This is a genomic window from Aeromonas sp. CU5 (assembly GCF_002586745.1).
GTDB classification, from domain to species: domain Bacteria; phylum Pseudomonadota; class Gammaproteobacteria; order Enterobacterales; family Aeromonadaceae; genus Aeromonas; species Aeromonas sobria.
In genome coordinates, this window is sequence record NZ_CP023817.1 from 1,640,062 (window position 1) to 1,661,854 (window position 21,793).

The following is a 21,793-nucleotide window of genomic DNA, read 5'->3' on the forward strand; positions in this document are numbered from 1 at the left end:
TGCCGTTTTCCCAATTAGGGGAGGAGTCACTGCTCCTCCCCATATCGGTTAAGGAGTCATCATGCACGAAATGTCTCTGGCCATGGCCGCCATCGATCTGGCGGCCGAACAGGCCACCCAGCGGGGCTTTAACAAGGTGACCGCCCTCTGGCTCGAGGTCGGCAGCTTCTCCTGCGTCGACCCGGACACCATTGCCTTCTGTTTCGAGGCCGCCGCCAAGGGCACCGCCGTCGAAGGGGCCCAACTTCACTTCCTGCACCAGGCGGCAGAAGCATGGTGTTACGACTGCAACAAGACGGTCACCCTCACCGAGCGCGGGCAAGCATGCCCCGAGTGTGGCGGATACAAATTACGAGTCGCGCAGGGCGATAGCCTGCGCATCACCGACATCGAGGTAAGTTGATATGTGTAGCGTATGCGGATGCGGCCAGGCGCGGATCGCCGGCCATGAGCACGATCATGAGCATCATCACGAACATGAACATCACCATGAACATGGTCATGAGCACGACCATCATCATGCTCATGACGCGCATCACCATCATGACCACGAGCAGAGTGCACCACGTACTCTGATCGTTCACCACCACTACCACCATCAGGGGGATGTCCATCACCACTACCATGGTGTACGGGCACCGATGAGCCACGAGGGTCATGATCAGCCGCATGAGCACCACCATGATCACCCCCATGACCATCATCATGATCATGCCCACCCGCATCATCATGGCCATTCCCATGACCACGGGCATTCCCACGCTCATCCACATGACCACAGCCATGAGCATGAGCATGAGCATGAGCATGAGCATGAGCATGAGCATGAGCATCTGCAGGCTGATCTGCACTACGGCAAAGGGGAAGCGGGATTGTCGGTCCCCGGCATGGGGCAGCGCCAGCTGATCGCCATCGAGATGGACGTACTGGCCAAGAACAACGCGCTCGCCGCCCACAACCGCGAACACTTCGATGAGGCGGCCCAGCTGGTACTCAATCTGGTGTCGAGCCCGGGTTCAGGCAAGACTACCCTGCTGTGCGAAACCCTGCGCCAGCTGGCTGACCAGCGCCCCTGCGCGGTGATCGAAGGGGATCAGCAGACCAGCGCCGATGCGGATCGCATTCGTGCCACCGGCGTCCCTGCCGTGCAGATCAACACCGGCAAGGGCTGCCATCTGGACGCCAAAATGGTCCACGACGCCTGCCACCAGCTGCCCGCCAATGAAGGGGGCATCCTCTTTATCGAGAACGTGGGCAATCTGGTCTGCCCCGCCAGCTTCGATCTCGGCGAGAAGTACAAGGTGGCGATCCTCTCGGTCACCGAGGGGGAAGAGAAACCCCTCAAGTACCCGGACATGTTCGCCGCCGCCCAGCTGATGGTGATCAACAAGATCGATCTGCTGCCCTACGTCAGCTTTGACGTGGCCCGCTGTATCGAGAACGCCAAACGGGTCAACCCCTATATCCAGGTGATCCAGGTCAGCGCCACCACAGGTGAAGGGATGGATGCCTGGCTTAACTGGCTGGCCACTGCCTGAGCCGGTGTGATGCCACTGCATCCATGACAGTTGCAGTCACATCTTGCTAGCAAGTGAGTGAACGAGCCATCAAGCCAATGCCAGTCAGGTAACCCTGACTGGCATTGTTTTTATTCCCTTGATTCATCTTTGCTTGCTCCGGTCCAGCCCTCACCGGGAAGAGATAAATCTCTGACATAACCAGCGGCTGATTTCACACCCACGCTCTGTAAGGGCTGCAAGTCTGTGTCTGTGCTCAACCCTCAACCGTTACTCCTCAACACTGGTTACTCCATCGTTCCTGTCCGATACTAAACAGCATCAGCAGGTTCGAGGGATGCGTTGTGTACAGACTCTTGTTGTTATGGTGTTTGTGTTGCCAGGCTACGGCACAGGAGTCATTGGTCGTCGGCTGGGTCAACTGGCAGCCCTTCAGTTATCGCAATGAACAACAGCAGATCAGCGGACTGGATGTGGAGCTGCTCAACGCCATCTTCCAGCGGGCCAACTATCAGGCCAAATTCAGTGAAATGCCCTGGGCTCGCGTGCTGCACGAGCTGAAATTCGGCACGGTTCAACTGGCGATGTCCGCCAATATCACCACCGAGCGGCAGCAATATGCCCGCTTCAGCCACCCCTATCGGGAAGAGGAGACGGCCATCGTCATCCGTCGGCAAGATGTCGAACGCTGGCGCGGGATCACCACCCTCGAGCAGCTGATCAACACCCCCGACTTTCATATCGGGGTACTCAAGGGCTTTGATTACGGCAATACCTTCCGCCAGTTGATGGCTCGGCCCGAGCTGCAGTCCCGCCTTCAAATGCGCCTGCGGCTGGAGCAGCTGTTGAAGATGTTGCAAGGGGGGCGGATCCAGGGATTTATTCTGGATCCCCACGGCCTGCAGGAGTGGCGTCATAAGGATGAGTTGCAGGATGATCTGCATATTCTGCTGCGTATCGAGCTGACACCGGTTCACCTGATGCTGAGTAAAAAAAGCACCACAGAGACGCAACTGCAACAGATCAACCTGGCCATCGAACAGTTGAAACAGAGCCCCGACTATCAGCAGATCCTCGATCGTTACCAGTTCAAATCCCTACACCCATAAGAACATGCCCATAACCATAAGTAAGGGGAGCGTCTGCTCCCCTTACTTACTCAAGCAACCTCTTACTACGACTTGCATGCGTAGCCTGTGCCTGTCAGCGCCCCAGCACAATGTCAGCAAGATGGGCGAAGTGATGGATCTCATGGGTTGCATCGCACTCGCCTGCTTGCCGCTCGGGGTTGTACCAGCAGGTCGCCAGCCCCTGCGCCGCCGCACCGGCGATATCAGTTTTCGGGTTGTCACCCACCATCAGCACACGAGCCGGATCAGGTTGCCCCATCAGGGAGAGGGTGTGCTGGAAAATGGCCGGATCTGGCTTGGTCACCCGGATCTCATCCGAGATCACCAGCGGCTCAAACCATTCGCTCCAGCCAAGTTTGCCGAGGCGCCCCCGCTGAGGAACGCTGAAACCATTGGTGATGATCCCCATCCGCACCTTGCGGCGCAGCTGTTGCAGAGTCTCGATAACCCCCTCAAGGGGCATGCTCAGCGTGACTATCTGTTCCAGAAAGGTATTGTTCATCGCCATGGGGTCGGCAGCGACCTGTTTGGCAAACAGGGCGAAACGGGTCTGCTGCAATGCAGTGGCATCGATCTCCCCATCGTTGTATTGCTGCCAGAGCCCGTGGTTGAGTGCATGGTACTGCGCCATGCTGGCGTCATCGGCTTGCACACCGTAATGCAGAAGGGTACGTGTCAGCGCGGCGGCGACCGGGAAATCGAGCAGGGTTTCATCCAAATCGAACAGCACCCAGTCATAGCTTGGTTGTTTCACAGCAGTCCTTGTTATCAGTCAGATAGATCGGAGATATGGTGCCCGACTCTACCGAGCGGGCCGGCCAGCAGATCTAGCGTGAGGCGCACGCCAAAACCGGTCACTTCACTGGACACCACCCCATTGCCCCCCTTGTTGCGAAAACCACTTAGGTCAAAATGCAGCCAGGGGGTCTGCTCGGGCACGAAGTGAGCGAGGAAACGGGCCGCATCGATATGATCCGGCGAACTGCTAGGCGCGCACTGCAGCAAATCGGCCCATTCACTCTCGATGTTGTCGTCATAATCATCATCGAGCGGGAAGGGCCAGATCCGCTCGCCACTGCGCTGTCCCAGCTTGACCAGCGAAGGCAACCACTCGATTCGGTTGGTAAAGACGCCGCTGTAACGGCTGCCCAGTGCCCGCTTGCAGGCACCGGTGAGGGTGGCGTAATCGAGCAACAAATCCGGGGTATCCTGAACCGCCATCGCCAATGCGTCTGCCAACACCATCCGGCCTTCGGCATCAGTATCAACCACCTCAATGGTGGTGCCATTGAGGGCTGTGACTACCTCACCGGGCCGATAGGCATGAGGACCGATATGGTTCTCGGCAATGGCCAGCCAGCAGTGCACCTCGTAAGGTAGCTGGGCACGGCTGATGGCATAGAGAGTGCCCAGCGCCACCGCGCTGCCCCCCATGTCCAGATGCATGCCATACATACTGCCAGCCACCTTGAGGTTATAACCGCCAGAGTCATGGCAGATCCCCTTGCCCACCAGCGCAATCCGGCGCACCGGTTTGGGCGGGTAGTAACTGAGCTTGACCATGGCGGCCTGATTGTCTTCCGAGCCACGAGACACTGCCAGAAAGGCCCCCGCCCCCAACTCGGCCAGCTGGGCCTGATCATAGTGGTGACACTGCCACCCCTCATCCTGCGCCAGCTGAGTAACAAACTCGCGATAGCTGGCGGTGGTCAGCTCGGAAGCCGGTAACACCGCCAGATGGCGAGCCAAGCCATTGCCCCCGGCTTCACTGTAGAGGCGCGCCAGATCCAGCACCACCGCCGGGGAGACCCGGATCTGCTGATAGCTCCAGCTGCTTTCGCTACGACGCTTGCTGGTCGGCAACGGAATATTGGCGGCCAGCAAGGCAGACAACAGCAATTCGGCCAGTATCACCCGTTCAGAAGGGGGAAAACCTTCCAGATGCAGCCCGAGCCGCTCCACATTGAGCCCTGACAGAGGAGCTATCCAGCTTTTGACCTGTTTGTAGAGACGGTGGTCTCGCGTCACGCTGCCTGCCACAAATACCACCAGCAACAGCGTGGCGCCGTGCATCAGGGAAAAGGGTGCCTTTTGCCCGAGGGCAAGCTGGATTTTGACACCGGCAAACACCGGCAGCGTCAATAATGCCTCTTTTTGCTCTTCGGCGATCAGCAACAACTGCAACGGTAGCCCCTGGGCAAGGGCTTCGGCCAGCGTGGCATCCTGGCTTTCAATAGCAGGAGGAAGATAGGTGAAAGGTGTGATCACAGGAGCGCGCCTCATCCATGAAGAGATACCTGATGATACCCAACAAATGGCCGATACGACCAGTTTTGGTCTTGAAAAAGCGTCAGAAATAGCAGTAATCACCACAGAGCGAAAGGCTTGCGGATGATTGTTCAATAACAGGGGAGTGGCAATACAAGGAGGGAATTATCTGAAAGTTGGTTGCGGGGGCCAGATTTGAACTGACGACCTTCGGGTTATGAGCCCGACGAGCTACCGAGCTGCTCCACCCCGCGTCCGAATTGTCACCCTCAAGCCGAGCAGTAGCTTGAGTGCGTTTGTCTGCATCCTGTTGTTTACACAACACCATGCGGACTAAAAAGTTGGTTGCGGGGGCCAGATTTGAACTGACGACCTTCGGGTTATGAGCCCGACGAGCTACCGAGCTGCTCCACCCCGCGTCCGAATTGTCACCCTCAAGCTGAGCAGTAGCTTGAGTGCGTTTGTCTGCATCCTGTTGTTTACACAATCGCATGCGGACTAAAAAGTTGGTTGCGGGGGCCAGATTTGAACTGACGACCTTCGGGTTATGAGCCCGACGAGCTACCGAGCTGCTCCACCCCGCGTCCGAATTGTCACCCTCAAGCCGAGCAGTAGCTTGAGTGCGTTTGTCTGCATCCTGTTGTTTACACAACACCATGCGGACTAAAAAGTTGGTTGCGGGGGCCAGATTTGAACTGACGACCTTCGGGTTATGAGCCCGACGAGCTACCGAGCTGCTCCACCCCGCGTCCGAATTGTCACCCTCAAGCCGAGCAGTAGCTTGAGTGCGTTTGTCTGCATCCTGTTGTTTACACAACACCATGCGGACTAAAAAGTTGGTTGCGGGGGCCAGATTTGAACTGACGACCTTCGGGTTATGAGCCCGACGAGCTACCGAGCTGCTCCACCCCGCGTCCGAATTGTCACCCTCAAGCCGAGCAGTAGCTTGAGTGCGTTTGTCTGCATCCTGTTGTTTACACAACACCATGCGGACTAAAAAGTTGGTTGCGGGGGCCAGATTTGAACTGACGACCTTCGGGTTATGAGCCCGACGAGCTACCGAGCTGCTCCACCCCGCGTCCGAATTGTCACCCTCAAGCTGAGCAGTAGCTTGAGTGCATTTGTCTGCATCCTGTTGTTTACACAACACCATGCGGACTAAAAAGTTGGTTGCGGGGGCCAGATTTGAACTGACGACCTTCGGGTTATGAGCCCGACGAGCTACCGAGCTGCTCCACCCCGCGTCCGAATTGTCACCCTCAAGCTGAGCAGCGGCTTGAGTGCGTTTGTCCGCTTTCGATTGTTTACACAATCGCATGCTGACTAAAAAGTTGGTTGCGGGGGCCAGATTTGAACTGACGACCTTCGGGTTATGAGCCCGACGAGCTACCGAGCTGCTCCACCCCGCGTCCGAATTGTCACCCTCAAGCCGAGCAGTAGCTTGAGTGCGTTTGTCTGCATCCTGTTGTTTACACAACAACATGCGGACTAAAAAGTTGGTTGCGGGGGCCAGATTTGAACTGACGACCTTCGGGTTATGAGCCCGACGAGCTACCGAGCTGCTCCACCCCGCGTCCGAAATTTTCTCGAAGTGGCCGAGCAGTAGCCAGTTCGATTTTTCTCTTTCTCATCCCCATTAACTGGTTTAAAAAAGTAAGAAACTCAGATGGTTGCGGGGGCCAGATTTGAACTGACGACCTTCGGGTTATGAGCCCGACGAGCTACCGGGCTGCTCCACCCCGCGTCTGAGGTGGCCAATAATAGGCGCCAGCGCACAGAATGCAAGTAATTATATCAAAATAAGTTTAATCGCCGCTTAATCGGACAGACTGTGCGGTCATTATCAGCATCATGCTGTTTTTTCAGGCAATAGCGTCTGCGCGACGCATCCGGCACTACACTCAGTAAGGTGATCACTCCTTCATTCTGGGTAGGTAAAATATGCGCATCTCCGCCGGTCATTGCCGTCAGTTGGGGGCCACACCCGACAGCCACGGCGTCAACTTCGCGATCTGGGCCCGGTTGGCCAGCCGGGTTGAGTTACTGCTGTTCGCCAGCGAGGATGACAGTAACCCCGAGGTGATCCTGCTATCCCCCCGCCGCAATCGGACCGCCTACTATTGGCATGTCTATATTGAGGGGCTGCCGATAGGTCAGCGTTACGCCTATCGTATCCAGGGACCGTGGCGCCCCTACTGTGGCACCCGCTTTGATGCGGAGAAAGTGCTGCTTGACCCCTATGCCCGCCGCATTGAACTTGGCCCCAATTACGATCGGTGGGCTGCGGCACGCCCAGGCAGCAATATCGGCTGCTGTGCCAAAAATCGAGTGGTCGATACCCGTGATTACGATTGGGAAGAGGATAAATTACCCGCCCACTCACTCTCCCGCTCGGTGATCTATGAGCTTCATCTGGGGGGATTTACCAATTCACCAAGCTCGGGAGTGGACCCGGCACTGCGCGGCACCTATCTGGGGCTTATCGAGAAGATCCCCTATCTGCAGTCGCTGGGTATCACCGCCGTTGAGCTACTCCCCATCTTCCAGTTTGACCCCCAAGATGCGCCCAAGGGACTCTCCAACTATTGGGGCTATAGCCCGATGTCCTTTTTCGCCCCGCACGCGCAATACGCCTGCGGCGATGATCCTCTCACCGAATTTCGCGACATGGTAAAGGCGCTGCACCGGGCTAATATCGAGGTGATCCTGGATGTGGTTTATAACCATACCGCCGAAGGGGGGGATGATGGCCCTATCTTTTCGTTTCGCGGTATCGACAACGAGGCCTACTACATCCTCGACAACAACCAGAAAGACACTAACTACTCCGGCTGCGGCAACACCTTTAACGGCGCCCACCCGGTGGTGCTGCGGATGATCATGGACAGCCTCCACTTCTGGCGTCAGGAGATGCACGTCGACGGCTTCCGTTTTGATCTGGCCGCGATCTTGTCACGGGATGAATCAGGTCAACCCCAGGCCAATGCGCCCACTTTGCGCACCATCGACACCGACCCCAATATCGCTGACATTAAACTGATTGCCGAAGCTTGGGATGCAGGGGGGCTCTATCAGGTGGGGTCGCTCGCCGGCGCCCGCTGGCGTGAGTGGAATGGGCAGTTCCGCGATGATGTGCGCTGCTTTTTGCGCGGCGATGAGAACAGTGTCACCACCTTTGTCGAGCGGCTGTGCGGCAGCCCCGATATCTACCACTATCACCACGCAGATCCCGAAAAAAGCATCAACTTCGTCACCTGCCACGACGGCTTTACCCTGTGGGACTGGGCCAGTTACAACGGTAAGCACAATGAGGCGAATGGCGAGGATAACCGTGATGGTTGCGATCACAATTTCAGCTGGAATCATGGCCATGAAGGGGTGAGCGTGGATCCGCAGATCAATGCCCTGCGGATGCGCCAATCCAAAAACATGATGGTGGCGACCCTGCTCTCGGTGGGATCCCCCATGCTGCTGATGGGGGATGAGCTGTTGCGAACCCAGCACGGCAACAATAATGGCTACTGTCAGGATAACGCCACCTGCTGGATGGACTGGCAGCCCAACGCTCGCGGTCAGGAGATGTTCCGCTTTATGAAAGAGCTGATCCAGTACCGCAAGCATCTGTTCCAGCGCCCGGAACAGGAGAGCATGCCGTTATCGCTCACCGAGATCCTGCGCCATAGCGAGCTCTGCTGGCACGGGGTCAACGCAGGACAGCCCGATTTTGGCCCCCACTCCCATGCTATCGCCATGTCGGCTCTCTCGAGCGAAACCAAGCTGGCACTCTATGTGCTGTTTAACGCTTACTGGGAGCCCCTGACCTTCAACCTGCCCAGCCCACCCAAAGGTGTGGGTGGCTATTGGCGGCGGATCCTCGATACCGCCCTGCCCTCGCCACAGGACATCTGCACCTTCGGCATGCCGCTTGAAGGGTTGACCCGGGAGTATCTGGCCCAGCCGCGCAGCAGTTGCCTCTTTATCTGTGGGGCTGACGACTTCTATTGATACCTGCAATACCGAGAGCCAGATATGCAAAAGCCCCGAGTGTTGGCTCGGGGCTTTCTCTTTTCAGCGCAGGTGTCAGACCAGTTGGTGCCACACACTGGTGGCGGCGATCTGGGCGATTAACAGACCGCACAGAGCGGTCGATACCACCACCGGGGCTGTCTCCCGCTGCAGATAGAGCGGACTGAACCAGAGCAACAGAGAGGCCACCAACAAGCCAGCCTGAGTGAGTACCGCCGGGATCAGTGCATCAAGGTTGGCCGCCCCGCCTTGCCATGCCACCAACACCGCCAACCAGATCAGGCTGATAATGGCACCCGCCAAACCCGTCAGAGGCAATAAGGTGTTAAATGCGGTGAGGCGATGCCGGGCTCGCAGCAACATCAAGTGGGCAAAGGCCGCCCCCAGCATGGTCATCTGCAGCAAGCCACTGATCCAGCCCTGCACCTGCAACAACCCCACACCATACAGCGCCAGCGGCATGCCCGGTAACCAGAGCAGGGCCGAAGGGATAGATCGCTTGCCTTCCAACCGCGACTGGAGCAGCGACAATGCCACCCCGAGCACCAGACTGGCGCCGCCACTCCAGATAAGCCAGCTGGCCGCCTTTGCTTCAATCGCCAGCATCAGCGACAGGGCAGTAATGACCCAAACAGAGAAGAGTTGCTGGTTGACTCTGGCCCGTTGTCCCGGGCAAATATCACCGCGCCACAACACGATACCGAGGGCGATCAGGGCGCCCAGCGCCATCAGCCCAGTCAGGGGGAAAAGCCAAAAAGGGAGTTGGACGAACATGACGCCTCCAGCAGAGTGTTTCGAAATGCGCCAACGCGGCGCCAAAGAGAGGCGGAGTATACCCAACCCCGCCGCTATCCCCAATCTCTGCAAGCAATACTGGAAGCATGTAACGCCCAGGCCACCCGCACTTTCACTGTGACCTGACGCAACAACAAGACAGCACGGACTAACGTCCGTTTAGCCCTGGCCTCGCGCCAGCGCAACCACCTTGGCAAACATCTGACGGATCACCGGTGGAATATGCTCGCCACCGAGACGCTCGGCTTCTTCAACGACGGCCAGCGCCATACCCGGCTTGCTGCGTTTATGGATCGCCTTGTTAATGATGTGACGGGCACTCCACATAGTGCGCCCCCCCACCCCCGCCTCACGGCGAAATACCGCCTCGAAACCATTGTGATAAAGGTAATGTTCGATGTCTGCCGCCGGTAGCTGGGTCAGTCTGTCCCGCTCCCGATCACCTTTTAACAAGGAACGGGCCGACGCCGCATACTTGAGCCCGGCTTCATCACCATCAGTCAGAAGATGCCATTCGATACCAAAATCCCGCGCAACTTTGATCAGTGGCGACTGGCCACACTGGGCAAACTCGATGACCCGCACCCCCTCGGCCCGCAAGCTGTAACCACAGATCTGGGCCAACTCCGAGAGCAACCAGATCTCGGTCTCTCCCTCCACCAGCAGCCAGCAGCGGGCAAACAGCGACATAGGGCGATTGATCCGTACATGGAAGGCGATTTTGCGCAAGTCATCGCTGCTATAGCGCTCTCCCCCCAGTTGCTGGCAGAGAATATCTTGCTGGCGCCGCACCAGCCGGCGTACCTGATTAAGCGGCAAAGAGGAGAGCAGATCCCCCGAGTTGGTGGTGAGCAGCTTCTGGCCCGGCAATTGATCCAGCAAGCCCCACGCCAATGCCAGCATGGTCGGGTGCAGCCGACTTTCGGGATCTTCCAGGATCAGGATCGGCCGGGCCCCCTCCTCCAGCTCGCGGTTGCCCCGCGCCTGCAGCAAGGTCGCCGCCATCCCGGCCATGGCCAGTTGCAAAGCACGATTATCTGCATGGCGCAGCAGAGTGTGCAGGTTACCCGGATTACGCAGGGTCATAGGACGATTGACAATATCGCGTTGGCTTCGTGGCTTATTTTTCATCGGCGCCAGCGCATTAAAGTAGTGATCCATCAGCTGGCGCACCGCCTGCAGAGCCTCCTTCAGCTCGGGTTCACCGATCCGCTGGGGCTCGTCAATCAGCTTGTCGGCCAACTCGCTTAACCGTTGCTCCGACAGATCTCCCCACGCCACCGTCTCCACTCCGTTGCGCGTACTGCGCGCATCGCGCAGACGAAAGACCGGGTTCATGGTGATCAGCAGAGTGACCAGCTCATCCGCATTGGCGATGGGCAGGATTTTACCTGTTCCGTCGAGAAAATCATGGAGCGTCAGAATGGAGCCATCGGCTTGCAACTCCGCGCTGGCGCGATAGTGAATACGGTGGAATTTATCTTTATGCAGCACCCAGGAGGGGCGAAGGCGGGCCAAACGATGGGAGTGCTGACACACCTGGGGTCTGTGCTCACTGAAGGTGAGCACCAGTTGCAAGTGGCGTGTCGGCGCTAGCTCGGGATCTTCCGGCTGATGGAAATCCTCGGCGGTAAATTGATAGGGCTCGGCATTTTGCCCCAGCAGGCACCAGAGGGCGCGCAACAGGCTTGATTTGCCCCAGGTATTTTCACCAATCAGCACCGTTGTCAGATCGAGCCCGAGCGACAGGCGATTAATCCCGCGAAAACCTTTTACTTCAATACGTTCCAGAAACATCCAGCCATGTCCACATCATTGTGATGGGGCAATAGTGGCAAAGTTACCGGAAAAATCCTATCGGATGCTGGGCTTTTTCAACGTGAACTGTGAGGCACTGCAGGTTCGGGCGGGGTGACGACAGCGGTGCGATCTTGGGGGGCATTCCAATGGCTAAACCAGAGATGGCGGGTACGAATTTGACGTTTGCGATAATTCAATGGGCATTCCTTTCAAAATATAAGTGGTCAAGAGTACACCTCTTTTGCTCAAAGTCTCAGGGTTATCTGTGACAGAAAGATGACAATGGCGAACACCACTGTCCCGGCGTAATAGCAACGGCGGCGCGAAAACGGTTGCTAGCAAGAGGTGGGATGACGCGCGCAAGCCGGTTGCTCATCATAGCCTGCGCTTTAATGCACCATCGGTCTGGCAAGCCACTTGGTGTGGCTGGTGATCAGCATTTTCGGTAACTTGGTGATCTTGGCGTTGCCCCTCAAACGGTGGCGATTTCACCCGCCCAAGGCAGCAAATGACCCTTGCTCCTGAGGCAGGCAGCCCCTAAGGTAGCGCACATTCAATAAGTAACGATGGCAAAGGGACTCTATGTTACTGGAAGGACTGGAGACGCTCAGCTTGCTGGCGAGCGAAGGGACCATGGCCAAGGTAGCCAGCCGTCTCTATATCAGCCAGTCGGCGGTGAGCAAGCGTATTGCCCAGCTGGAGCTTCGCCTTGGCAAAAAACTGATCGAACCGGATGGGCGCCAGATCCGGCTCACCCCGCAGGCGCAGGAGCTGTTGGAACGGCTCGCGCCCAGCCTTGCCGAGATGAAGGGGGTGCTGGCGGACAGCCAGACCCTGTTCGATCAGACCCCTCTTCCCATCGCCTGCTCCGAAACCCTGCTGGCAGGCTACCTTGCCCGCTTTATGCACGACTATCTGGCTCAGGATCCCCATCTGGCCCTCTCCACCCACCACACGCCGGTGATCCTGGCCAAGGTGCGCAGTGGCGAAGCCCTGCTCGGGATCTGTGCCGGTCGCCTGCCACCGGGCCACGGACTCGATGCCGAACTGCTGCTGGAGGAGCCATTCTATCTGGTGGGTAACGAACCGAATCCAAAGCGGCCAACCACTGCGGGGGCAATGCGCAAGATCCTCACCATGGATCTGGAGAACCCGGCCAACCGCTACCTGCGCGAGCCACTGGCGGAGAGGGGACTGGAGCCCGCCATGGAGCTCGACTCCTACTTGGCGTTGATCGAGCTTGCCAAGGCCGGGATGGGACCCGTGCTGTTACCCGCAGGCCTGCTGGCGTTGGTGGGAGAACAGGGAGAGATGGCATGCCTGCTGCCTGGATTGGGGCGCCCGCTCTATCTGGTTTATCGACAGAACAGTCTCAAGCGCGAGCGGATCGCCCGGCTGGTCAGCGCCCTGCACCAACACTTTCGCCACTACAACGACACGCCGCGCTAGTTGTGTAAACCCGCCAGAGGTGACAACGGGGCCCAAAGGCCCCGTTAAAGTCCGCGTTGTCGCGAACAAGCGCGCATCAAATCCAGGCAAACAGCTCGGGGTACTGACTCCAGACCAGCTTGGCAGACATCAGCAAGGAGACGGTCACCAACAGTGGCTTGATCAGCTTCACTCCTTGCTTGAGCACCATCTTGGAGCCGAAACGGGCGCCGATAAACTGCCCCAGCGCCATGCAGAAGCCGACACTCCACACCACCTTGCCACCGAGGGCAAAGAACAGCAGGGAGGCAATATTCGAGGTGAAGTTGAGCAACTTGGTGTGAGCGGTGGCACGCGCCATGCCAAAGCCTGCAAGCGCCACGAAACCGATGGCGAAAAACGATCCTGTGCCCGGCCCGAAGAAGCCGTCATAAAAGCCGACCCCGCCCCCCACCAGCAACGCAAACAGCATGGGTGTAAGACGGCGAGAGCTCTCGGCATCGCTCACCCGCGGCGAGAAGTAGAAGTAGCAGGCAAAGGCCATCAGCAGGAAAGGGAGCAGGCGCTCGAGAATGGCGGCGTCGATGGTCTGTACCGCCAGCGTGCCGATGGCCGCACCGATAAAGGTGCAGATCACCGCAGGCCAGATCATGGCCCACTCCAGCAACCCCTTGCGGGCATAGAACCAGGTGGCGGAGAAGGAGCCGAAACTGCTCTGCAACTTGTTGGTGCCGAGCACCAGCGCGGGCGGCATGCCGGTGGCGAGCAGGGCTGGCACCGTCAGCAGGCCACCGCCACCGGCGATGGCATCGATAAAACCGGCGACAAGCGCCACACCGAACAGGGCAAACAGGGTAACCAGTTCCAATTCCATCCATAGACCTCACGGGATTGAGTTGCCCGAAAGGGTCAGGCAACCGGGATCATAAAAACAGCGTTTACAAGGTGCTGCAGCTGAGAACCGCTATCCTACTGAGCAACAGTTGATGAGACTAACGAAACAATGGCAGCCAATTGATTCCACATTCTCATCAATCAACCCTGTAACGTTCCTGCCAGCACCAACTGCCAGCACGATTAATCAGCGCTATCCGTCAGATCGTCCTGACCACCCTGTTTGATAAAGGCCAGCGCCTGCTGCAAGTGGCGTTCATCGTCACCGGGGCTACGACTGACCCGACCTGCCATATAACGGCGACTAAAAAGATTGAACCAGAGCTGCAACGCCTGTCCGGCCTGCAACTCCCCCGCCACTTCCAGCACGCAGGCAGCCACTTCGGCAGTGCAAAGGTGCTCGTCACAGTTGGCCACCCGCATGCCGTAGGTGGAGAGCGCATCAGGCTTGATGGCAAGCACCGGGAAGCCATCCAGATAGGGGCTCATGTTAAACATCTTGCGCGCCTCGGGCCAGGTGCCGTCGAGCAGGATAAAGAGCGGCTTTTTGCCGGGCGCCAGCGTCACCTCGCAAGTCAGGCGGGTAGGCTCCTTCTCGCAGGCGGGAAACACCACATAAGGCTGCCAGACCGGGTCAGCCAGCAAGGCCAGCAACTCGGGATGGGGCTGGGTGCGCGACCAGAGAAAGGCCCAGGTGGTATCCGGCAACACATCGGCAATCAGACGGCCGGTGTTGGAGGGCTTCATCGGCTCACTGTCATACATCAGCAGGCAGAAACCGGCCTCGGCTTTGAGCTCGGGGCGCCACTCGCAGGCGCACCAATCCTCCCGCAGCTGACAGGCAGGACAGCGTGCCAGGGTGCCGCCACGGGCGAGGAACGGTCGGGTAGAGATACTCTTGCGCCAGGCCCGCAGGCGGTTGACGGCGTGATCAGGAACAGGCTTCATCTAGGTTCACAACTGAAGTCAAAACAGGGGCCAAAACGGCAACAATGCCAACTGCCATGGCTCCAAGGAGCCCAATAACAGGGGTGCCGCCAGAAAAGCGCAAGATTGTACCGAGTTACACGCTGGCGGAACAGCAATCCCTGCCCCTTTCGTCAGACACAGGGCCACACACCCTTGCCTTACGACTCCTGACAGCCGCGCAGCAGCTCCAGCAACAGGCTGCCATCACGCAGCGCCTTGTGCACCTGCACCGAGGTGGGCTTGGTGGGATCTTCGTAGAAGTGAGTGGATTCGATCTGCAGCCGCACCAGATATTCGGCAGGCAACTGGCTGGCCAGCGACTGGTGCAGCATGGGAAAGAGCAAGCGATCGGCGCGGGTGATCTCGCCCCCGAGCAGCAACTTGCCCGGATTGAGCAGGCAGATGAGGTTGGAGAGCACCTTGGAGAGGCGCCCCGCCGCCTGATGGAGAATATCCTGACAGAGGCTGTTACCCGCCAGCGCCAGCTCGCACAGCTCGCGGATGGTGACGCTGGGTGGCAGATCATGCTCCTGCATCCGCTCACGCAGATCCCGGTATTGCGCCTCCAGCGCCTGATTGGTCACCAGGGTGCAGGCACAGCCAAAGCCACCGCAGTAGCAACGCTGGCCGTAGGGCTCGAGCTGCAGATGGCTAAGATCCCCCAGCAGTGAATTCTCGCTCTCAATCAGCTGGCCATTGACCACCATGCCCACCCCGATGTCGTTGTGAACAAACACCAGCACCGCATCTGCGCAGTTTTTGGCCGCCCCCCATTCACGCTCGGCCTGGATCCAGGTCCGCACATCGCCGCTCACCAACACAGGTACATCGAACGCTTGTTGCAGAGTGGGGCCAAGGGGCCAGTTGCGCAGATCGTAGAAAGGAAAATGCTTGACCATGCCGGAGTGGCGTTCCACCTGGCCGGGCAGACAGAGGGCAATACAAGCCAGACTGAGGGCCTTTTTCGGCAGAAACACCTGGATGGCATGCACCAGACTAGCCAACAGATCGGCGCGCTCTTCCTCGGTAAATAGGTGGCGCTGGCGGGCCAGCGAGCGGCCGGAGAAGTCAAACAGTGCCATATCTACATAACCGCGACCAAGGCGCATCGAGAGAAACTGGAAGCGGCGCTCGTTGATACGTAACAGGGTTTGACGACGACCGCGCCCCACCGAGCTTTCACCACAGGTCACCACCAGACCGCCATCAAGCAGTTCACGGGTGATCTTGGTGATGCTGGCAGGCGAGAGGCCGGTCAAACGGGAGAGATCAGTGCGCGACAGCTCCTTGTGCTCTTCCAGGCTGGCATAGACCAGGCCGTAGTTGAGCTGCCGGATCAAATCGATACTACCTTTCACGATCTCATTCATAGGGTATGGGGCAAAGGCTGAAAAAAAGAGGCCGCCAATTTTCACACATTATTGGTCAATACCCAAATAAAGAGCGGTCTGAACCAGGATTCAGACCGCATCTTGTGGCTAGTGTCACGAACCATCACAGGATCAGTAACGGAATTGCGACACCAGTTTGCGCAACTTGTCACCGGTATTGGCCAGATCGCGGGTGGTACTGTTGGACTCCAGCGCGGCATCGGTCAGCTCACTGACAATCTGCTGAATGGCCACCAGGTTCTTGTTGATCTCCTCCGACACCGCATGTTGCTCCTCGGCAGCCGTTGCAATCTGGATATTCATGTCGTTGATGGTACTGACCGCCATCACCATGCTGTCGAGGGAGCTGGCAATGTGACTCGCCTCCTGCACCGTCTCCTGGCTGCGTTCCTCGCTCGCCTGCATCACATCCACCGCCTGTTTGACGCCCCCCTGCAGACGCTGCAGCATCTGATTGATCTCCTTGGTGCTCTGCTGGGTACGACCGGCGAGCGAACGCACTTCGTCTGCCACCACCGCAAAACCCCGTCCCTGCTCACCGGCCCGCGCCGCTTCGATGGCCGCGTTCAATGCCAGCAGGTTGGTCTGATCGGCAATGCCACGAATAACCTCGACCACCGAACCAATCTTGGCGGTCTCTTGTGCCAACTGCTCGATGACACCGGAGGCGGTATGCACCTCCCCCACCAACCGGTTGATACTGTTGATGGCCCCGCTGACCACACCACGGGCGGCGTCAGATTCACGAGCGGCATCGCTGGTCGCTGTCGCCGCATTGGAGGCACTGGCTGCCACCTCCTGCGCGGTAGAGCTCATCTCGGTCACCGCGGTGACCACCTGATCGGTCTCGCGACTGTGACCCTGCATCTGATGATCGTAGTGTTCGCTCAGATGGTGCAGCTTGTCGACAGCGCCAAGCAGGTGATTACTGGTCTCTCCTACCTGACTCACCACCGACTGGATCCGCTCGACAAAGCGGTTGAAGGCACTGGCCAGCTGGCCAATTTCATCTTGGCTCTGCACCTTGAGGCGCTGGGTCAGGTCCCCCTCACCGTTAGCAATATCGTTCAATGCCAGCACCGCATCCGCCAGTGGTTTGGTAACCCGGTTACCCACGATCACCGTCACTACCAGGGTGATACCGAGGATCAGCAGGATCACCAACACGCTGCTCTGCAGCGACGCATGCATGTTGCTCTCGCGCTCTGCGCGCAGGGTAGCCAGATCGTTGTCTATATCATCGATATAGAAGCCGGTACCGATCACCCACTGATACTTGTCCAGCACCATGTTGAACGCCAGCTTGGGGGCATCGCGACCGATGGAAGGTTTGGCCGTCCAGTACTCGGAGAATCCATCCCCCTGACGGGCCACCTTTAGAATGTCCTGGATCAGCAACTTGCCCTTGGCATCCTTGTCGTTCCAGCGGTTTTTTCCCTCCAGTTCGGCACGGGTCGGCAGCAGCACTGTGTTGCCCTCAAAGTCATAGACAAAGAAGTAGCCGTCACTGCTGTAACGCAGCGGCCTGAGCAACTCTTTGACCTTCTGACGATTTTCCGGTGAATCCGGCAGTGCATATACGGCATCGACGGCGGTTTTGGCCATCATGATGTAACTGCTGAGCAGCGCCTTGCGCTCCTTGATGGCATCTTCCCTCGCCACCACCAGCTCTGACTCCAGAGCGCTTTTGGAGACCATGTAGTTACTGAGGTTGACCACCAGGGCCATCAGCAGCACGGGTACTGCACCCAGTAACAGGATTTTCTGTTTTAGCGTCATCTTTCACATCCTTGCAGCTGTTTTTATTGGAATTCCTAGCCTACTCATCAGTATAGGTGCTGGCAGGGCGAGGCCAGCTTTCGTTACAATTCCCTTAAACAAATCGGCCAGAATGTGAAAATCATGAATCTTTGTCCTTGCGGCTCAACCCTTTCTCTCGAATTGTGCTGTGGCTCACTTCACAGTGGCGCTGTGGCTGACACCCCGGAGCAGCTGATGCGCTCGCGCTACAGCGCGTTCGTGCTCGGTTTGGGGGAGTATCTGGTCCATAGCTGGCATCCGGCCCACCTCGGCGGCCTCACCGCCGCAGAGCTCTCTCGCATCGACACTCAGTGGGATGGTCTCGAGATCATCGCCAGCCAGGGCAGCCCGGAGGATGAAACCGGTATGGTGGAGTTCAAAGCCTGGTTTCTGGAAGGGGATGAGCGCCACTGTCTGCACGAGCGCTCTCGCTTCGCGCGCTATCAGGGGCGCTGGGTCTACACCGAGGGGGAGCAGGATCCAGCCCCCCTCAAGGCGGGTCGTAACGATCCCTGCCCCTGTGGCAGCGGCAAAAAGCACAAGAAGTGCTGCGGCTGACGCGTCAAACACAAACGAACAGGGGCATCCGATGCCCCTTTTTTGTGCCTGCCATCCGCCACCAGCCAAGTCACCGACGCGATAGCAGCGTGACAAATGTCACAGAATGCTCATTAACGCGCGAACAAATGCGCGTTTGCGAACGCAAATTTGGCCCATATCAAACATTTCCACTCAGAAGTAGGCCACACTGGCCTCATCTGGAAGAGATGAGACGGGCAACAATGAAAAGAATAACCACACAAGTCGTCATCATAGGCGGCGGGGCCACAGGAGCCGGCATCATGCGCGATTGCGCACTGCGCGGCATCGACTGCATCCTGCTCGAGCGCGATGATATCGCCGCAGGCACCACCGGCCGCAACCACGGCCTGCTCCACTCCGGTGCCCGCTACGCGGTGACGGATCAGGAGTCCGCCCGCGAATGCATCCAGGAAAACCGCATCCTCAAGCGAATTGCCAGCCACTGTGTCGAGGATACCGGCGGCCTCTTCCTCACCCTGCCGGAAGATGACATCAATTTCCAAAGTACCTTTATGGATGCCTGCGCCCTGGCCGGTATCGACACCCGCCAGCTTGATCCCCGCGAAGCGCTGCTGCTCGAACCCAACGCCAACCCGGCGATGATCGGTGCCATTCATGTGCCGGATGGCACGGTCGATCCGTTCCGCCTCGCCGCCGCAAACGTCTTGGATGCGAAAGAACATGGCGCCCGCATCTTCACCCACAGCAAGGTGCTGGGGCTGCTGCGCAGTCAGGATCGGGTACACGGGGTCAAGGCCATCAACACCCGCACCGGCGAAGCGTTCGAGGTGGAGTGTCAGGAGGTGATCAACGCCGCCGGCATCTGGGGCCAGCAAATTTGCGAATACGCCGATCTCGGCATCCGCATGTTCCCGGCCAAGGGCTCCCTGCTCATCATGGATTACCGCATCAACCAGCTGGTGCTCAACCGCGCCCGCAAACCGGCGGACGCGGACATTCTGGTGCCGGGCGATACCATCTCCCTCATCGGTACCACCTCCAGCCGGATTGATTACAACAAGATTGACCAGCTCACCGTCGATCCAGAAGAGGTGGAGGTGCTGCTGCGCGAGGGGATCAAGCTCGCCCCCATCATGGCCCGTACCCGTCTGCTGCGTGCCTACGCCGGGGTGCGCCCGCTGGTGGCGGTAGACGGTGACGAAACCGGCCGCAACATCAGTCGCGGTATCGTGCTGCTGGATCACGCCGAACGCGACGGCCTCAAGGGCTTCAACACCATCACCGGCGGCAAGCTGATGACCTACCGCCTGATGGCCGAGTGGGCCACCGATCTGCTGGCCAAGAAACTCGGCAACAGCAAACCCTGCCAGACCGCCGAACTGAACCTGCCCGGCTCGCGGGACCCGGAGAAAGTCTCGGCCCCCGGGCTCTCGGCCCCCGCTGAAGGTTCTGCCCAATACCGCCATGGCGAGCGGGTCATCGCCTTCTTCCGCGATAACCCCAAAGCCAATGCCCTCATCTGCGAATGCGAAATGGTCACCGCAGGCGAAATCGAATATGCCCTGCGCGAGCTGGATGTGGACAACCTCATCGACCTGCGCCGCCGCACCCGTCTGGGAATGGGCCCCTGTCAGGGGGAGCTGTGCGCCTATCGCGCCGCCGGTCTGATGCAGGAGTATGGCAAGGCTGACGGTCGTCAGGCTTGCGTCATGCTGCGCCAGTTCCTCGAGGAGCGTTACAAGGGGACCCGCCCGGTACTGTGGGGCGATGCCCTGCGCGAGGCCGAGTTTACCTACTGGATCTACGAAGGGCTGTTTGGCCTGGGGGAGTGGACGGCGCCACAACTGGTTGCCGAACCCCCTCGCGCCGCTGCAAGCCGAGACCACTCACAAGGAGAGCCGTCATGAAGTTCGACAATATCGTTATCGGCGGCGGCATGGCCGGGCTCTCTGCCGCCCTGCGGCTGGTGGAGGCGGGCCAGAAGACCCTGCTGATGGCCTCCGGCCAGAGCGCCCTGCACTTCTCCTCCGGCTCGGTCGATCTGCTCGAAAGCGAGGGAGATCCCCGCACCATGCTGCCCGCCTTTATGGCAGCACATCCGGATCACCCCTACAGCAAAGTAGGGATGGACAATATCGAGGCGAGCCTCGCCGATCTGCAGCGCCACTGCGCCGAGCAGGGATTGCCGCTGGTGCACAACGAGACCAACCACCAGCGCCTGACCCCCATCGGCACCCTCAAGCGCACCTGGCTCTCCCCCGATACCTGCGCCTGCGTCACCGATGCCCCGATCCCGGATGCCCTGCTGCTCGCCACCATGGAAGGCTTTCGCGACTTCCATCCGGCGCTGGCCGCAGCCAATCTGGCGACCCATCCCCGCTTCGCCCACTGCCGCGTCCTGACTGGCGAAATACGCCTGCCACAGCTGGCAGAGTTCAGCCGCAATCCCCACGAGTTTCGCTCCGCCGATATCGCCCGTTTGTTTGATAAACAGAGCGGGGGCAAACACCCGCTGGTGGCCGAACTGGCCCGCGAGATCAGCCGCATGGTGCAAGAGAGCGGCGTGCCCGATTGCCGCCATATCGTGCTGCCCGCCTGCCTGTCGCTGGGTCTGGTCGGCCCCCGTCTGGCGGAGCTGGAGCAACGCACCGGTTGCACCATCAAGGAGGTGGCAACCATGCCGCCGTCTCTGATCGGCATGCGGATGCAAGAGGCACTCAAGCGCCGTTTCATGGCCCTTGGCGGTACCTTCCTCACCAGCGAACGGGTGCTGGGCGCCCGCTATGAGGGAGATAAAGTCATCGGCGTACACAGCCAGAATGGCGACGACCAGCTGTTTGAGGCGGACAACTTCGTGCTCGCCTCCGGCAGCTTCTTCAGTCGCGGGCTGGAATCCCGTCTGCGTGGCATTCGCGAACCCATCTTCAATGCCGATGTGCTGAGTCTGGAGGAGCGTGACGCCTGGGCCGGTCGCCGCCTGTTCGACCACCACCCCTTCATGGGCTTCGGGGTCAAAACCGACGACAAGCTGCGGGTACTGCGCGGCGGCAAGCCGCTGACCAACCTCTATGGTGCGGGCAGTGTCTTGGCCCATTACGACCCCATCAAAGAGGGTTCAGGATCCGGTGTTGCGGTTGCCACCGGCTGGCAGGCCGCTGGCCATATTCTGGCTGGAGTCTGAGATGCCAACCCTCTGTTTTCTGACTGCGGGCAGAGCGCTGCCCGCTCGACA

18 protein-coding genes and 10 tRNA genes are annotated in these 21,793 nt (G+C 58.9%); 9 read left to right on the forward strand and 19 right to left on the reverse strand.

Annotation, left to right across the window (positions count from 1 at the left end):
* Nucleotides 1-61: 61 nt before the first annotated feature.
* The gene (gene hypA, locus CK911_RS07275) at nucleotides 62-403 is read left to right on the forward strand and encodes a hydrogenase maturation nickel metallochaperone HypA (RefSeq protein ID WP_098969481.1); all 342 of its coding nucleotides are present in this window, start codon (nucleotides 62-64) and stop codon (nucleotides 401-403) included.
* Here the strand turns inward: hypA and CK911_RS21505 are convergent.
* Nucleotides 381-755 (reverse strand): hypothetical protein, encoded by a 375-nt coding sequence (locus CK911_RS21505; protein WP_253860391.1) that lies wholly within the window; start codon nucleotides 753-755, stop codon nucleotides 381-383. The two genes, hypA and CK911_RS21505, sit on opposite strands and share 23 nt — an antisense overlap.
* Between CK911_RS21505 and hypB the strand changes: the two genes are divergently transcribed.
* Nucleotides 642-1,538: a hydrogenase nickel incorporation protein HypB gene (gene hypB / locus CK911_RS07280; protein WP_253860392.1), complete on the forward strand. Its 897-nt coding sequence runs from the start codon at nucleotides 642-644 to the stop codon at nucleotides 1,536-1,538. The genes CK911_RS21505 and hypB overlap by 114 nt on opposite strands.
* A 380-nt stretch (nucleotides 1,539-1,918) precedes the next feature.
* Nucleotides 1,919-2,626, forward strand: coding sequence for an ABC transporter substrate-binding protein (locus CK911_RS07285; protein ID WP_253860393.1), 708 nt, complete (start codon nucleotides 1,919-1,921; stop codon nucleotides 2,624-2,626).
* 94 nt (nucleotides 2,627-2,720) lie between these two features.
* Here CK911_RS07285 and yjjG read toward each other — a convergent pair whose 3' ends face one another.
* Both yjjG and CK911_RS07295 read right to left on the reverse strand, forming a co-directional pair.
* A complete protein-coding gene (gene yjjG / locus CK911_RS07290) occupies nucleotides 2,721-3,401 on the reverse strand; it encodes a pyrimidine 5'-nucleotidase (protein WP_042021651.1) in 681 nt (226 codons plus the stop codon).
* A gap of 14 nt (nucleotides 3,402-3,415) precedes the next feature.
* The gene (locus CK911_RS07295; RefSeq protein ID WP_098969484.1) at nucleotides 3,416-4,915 is read right to left on the reverse strand and encodes a leucyl aminopeptidase family protein; all 1,500 of its coding nucleotides are present in this window, start codon (nucleotides 4,913-4,915) and stop codon (nucleotides 3,416-3,418) included.
* Here CK911_RS07295 and CK911_RS21145 point away from each other — a divergent pair.
* Complete coding sequence (locus CK911_RS21145; protein ID WP_157774541.1) at nucleotides 4,899-5,042, forward strand: hypothetical protein; 144 nt, start codon at nucleotides 4,899-4,901, stop codon at nucleotides 5,040-5,042. The two genes, CK911_RS07295 and CK911_RS21145, sit on opposite strands and share 17 nt — an antisense overlap.
* Before the next feature lie 50 nt (nucleotides 5,043-5,092).
* Here the strand turns inward: CK911_RS21145 and CK911_RS07300 are convergent.
* From CK911_RS07300 to CK911_RS07345, 10 genes are all read right to left on the reverse strand, one after another.
* A tRNA-Met gene (locus CK911_RS07300) sits at nucleotides 5,093-5,169 on the reverse strand.
* Nucleotides 5,170-5,257: 88 nt separating this feature from the next.
* Nucleotides 5,258-5,334 (reverse strand) — tRNA-Met (locus CK911_RS07305).
* An 88-nt stretch (nucleotides 5,335-5,422) separates the two neighbouring features.
* A tRNA-Met gene (locus CK911_RS07310) sits at nucleotides 5,423-5,499 on the reverse strand.
* 88 nt (nucleotides 5,500-5,587) lie between these two features.
* A tRNA-Met gene (locus tag CK911_RS07315) sits at nucleotides 5,588-5,664 on the reverse strand.
* An 88-nt stretch (nucleotides 5,665-5,752) separates the two neighbouring features.
* Nucleotides 5,753-5,829: transfer RNA gene (locus tag CK911_RS07320), tRNA-Met, on the reverse strand.
* Nucleotides 5,830-5,917: 88 nt separating this feature from the next.
* Nucleotides 5,918-5,994, reverse strand: a tRNA-Met gene (locus tag CK911_RS07325).
* 88 nt (nucleotides 5,995-6,082) lie between these two features.
* Nucleotides 6,083-6,159, reverse strand: a tRNA-Met gene (locus CK911_RS07330).
* Between the two features lie 88 nt (nucleotides 6,160-6,247).
* Nucleotides 6,248-6,324 (reverse strand) — tRNA-Met (locus CK911_RS07335).
* A gap of 88 nt (nucleotides 6,325-6,412) precedes the next feature.
* Nucleotides 6,413-6,489, reverse strand: a tRNA-Met gene (locus tag CK911_RS07340).
* Nucleotides 6,490-6,582: 93 nt separating this feature from the next.
* Nucleotides 6,583-6,659: transfer RNA gene (locus CK911_RS07345), tRNA-Met, on the reverse strand.
* 197 nt (nucleotides 6,660-6,856) lie between these two features.
* On the opposite strand from CK911_RS07345, the gene glgX reads away from it, so the two are divergent.
* Nucleotides 6,857-8,920, forward strand: a complete 2,064-nt coding sequence (gene glgX / locus CK911_RS07350) for a glycogen debranching protein GlgX (protein ID WP_098969485.1) — start codon at nucleotides 6,857-6,859, stop codon at nucleotides 8,918-8,920.
* A 75-nt stretch (nucleotides 8,921-8,995) separates the two neighbouring features.
* Here glgX and CK911_RS07355 read toward each other — a convergent pair whose 3' ends face one another.
* Nucleotides 8,996-9,715, reverse strand: a complete 720-nt coding sequence (locus tag CK911_RS07355; protein WP_098969486.1) for a hypothetical protein — start codon at nucleotides 9,713-9,715, stop codon at nucleotides 8,996-8,998.
* A 180-nt stretch (nucleotides 9,716-9,895) separates the two neighbouring features.
* Entirely contained in the window at nucleotides 9,896-11,533 is a 1,638-nt protein-coding gene (locus tag CK911_RS07360) for an ATP-dependent endonuclease (RefSeq protein ID WP_098969487.1), read from the reverse strand.
* A 585-nt stretch (nucleotides 11,534-12,118) separates the two neighbouring features.
* Between CK911_RS07360 and CK911_RS07365 the strand changes: the two genes are divergently transcribed.
* Nucleotides 12,119-12,985 carry a LysR family transcriptional regulator gene (locus CK911_RS07365; RefSeq protein WP_098969488.1) on the forward strand — a complete coding sequence of 289 codons (867 nt, stop codon included), beginning with the start codon at nucleotides 12,119-12,121 and terminating at the stop codon, nucleotides 12,983-12,985.
* 76 nt (nucleotides 12,986-13,061) lie between these two features.
* Here the strand turns inward: CK911_RS07365 and CK911_RS07370 are convergent, their stop codons facing one another.
* The 4 genes from CK911_RS07370 to CK911_RS07385 all read right to left on the reverse strand — a co-directional run bounded on the left by CK911_RS07370 (nucleotide 13,062) and on the right by CK911_RS07385 (nucleotide 17,997).
* Nucleotides 13,062-13,838: a TSUP family transporter gene (locus tag CK911_RS07370; RefSeq protein ID WP_021231324.1), complete on the reverse strand. Its 777-nt coding sequence runs from the start codon at nucleotides 13,836-13,838 to the stop codon at nucleotides 13,062-13,064.
* Nucleotides 13,839-14,041: 203 nt separating this feature from the next.
* Complete coding sequence (locus tag CK911_RS07375) at nucleotides 14,042-14,806, reverse strand: tRNA-uridine aminocarboxypropyltransferase (RefSeq protein ID WP_042023671.1); 765 nt, start codon at nucleotides 14,804-14,806, stop codon at nucleotides 14,042-14,044.
* Nucleotides 14,807-14,985: 179 nt separating this feature from the next.
* Nucleotides 14,986-16,197, reverse strand: a complete 1,212-nt coding sequence (locus CK911_RS07380) for an ROK family transcriptional regulator (protein ID WP_042023669.1) — start codon at nucleotides 16,195-16,197, stop codon at nucleotides 14,986-14,988.
* 132 nt (nucleotides 16,198-16,329) lie between these two features.
* On the reverse strand, nucleotides 16,330-17,997 hold the full coding sequence (locus CK911_RS07385) for a methyl-accepting chemotaxis protein (RefSeq protein WP_098969489.1): 1,668 nt from the start codon (nucleotides 17,995-17,997) through the stop codon (nucleotides 16,330-16,332).
* Nucleotides 17,998-18,120: 123 nt separating this feature from the next.
* Between CK911_RS07385 and CK911_RS07390 the strand changes: the two genes are divergently transcribed.
* The 3 genes from CK911_RS07390 (at nucleotide 18,121) to glpB (ending at nucleotide 21,742) form a co-directional block, all read left to right on the forward strand.
* Entirely contained in the window at nucleotides 18,121-18,576 is a 456-nt protein-coding gene (locus CK911_RS07390; RefSeq protein ID WP_098969490.1) for a YchJ family protein, read from the forward strand.
* Nucleotides 18,577-18,800: 224 nt separating this feature from the next.
* Nucleotides 18,801-20,468, forward strand: coding sequence for an anaerobic glycerol-3-phosphate dehydrogenase subunit A (gene glpA, locus CK911_RS07395; protein WP_098969491.1), 1,668 nt, complete (start codon nucleotides 18,801-18,803; stop codon nucleotides 20,466-20,468).
* On the forward strand, nucleotides 20,465-21,742 hold the full coding sequence (glpB, locus tag CK911_RS07400; RefSeq protein ID WP_098969492.1) for a glycerol-3-phosphate dehydrogenase subunit GlpB: 1,278 nt from the start codon (nucleotides 20,465-20,467) through the stop codon (nucleotides 21,740-21,742). The genes glpA and glpB overlap by 4 nt, the downstream gene beginning before the upstream one ends.
* Nucleotides 21,743-21,793 lie beyond the last annotated feature (51 nt).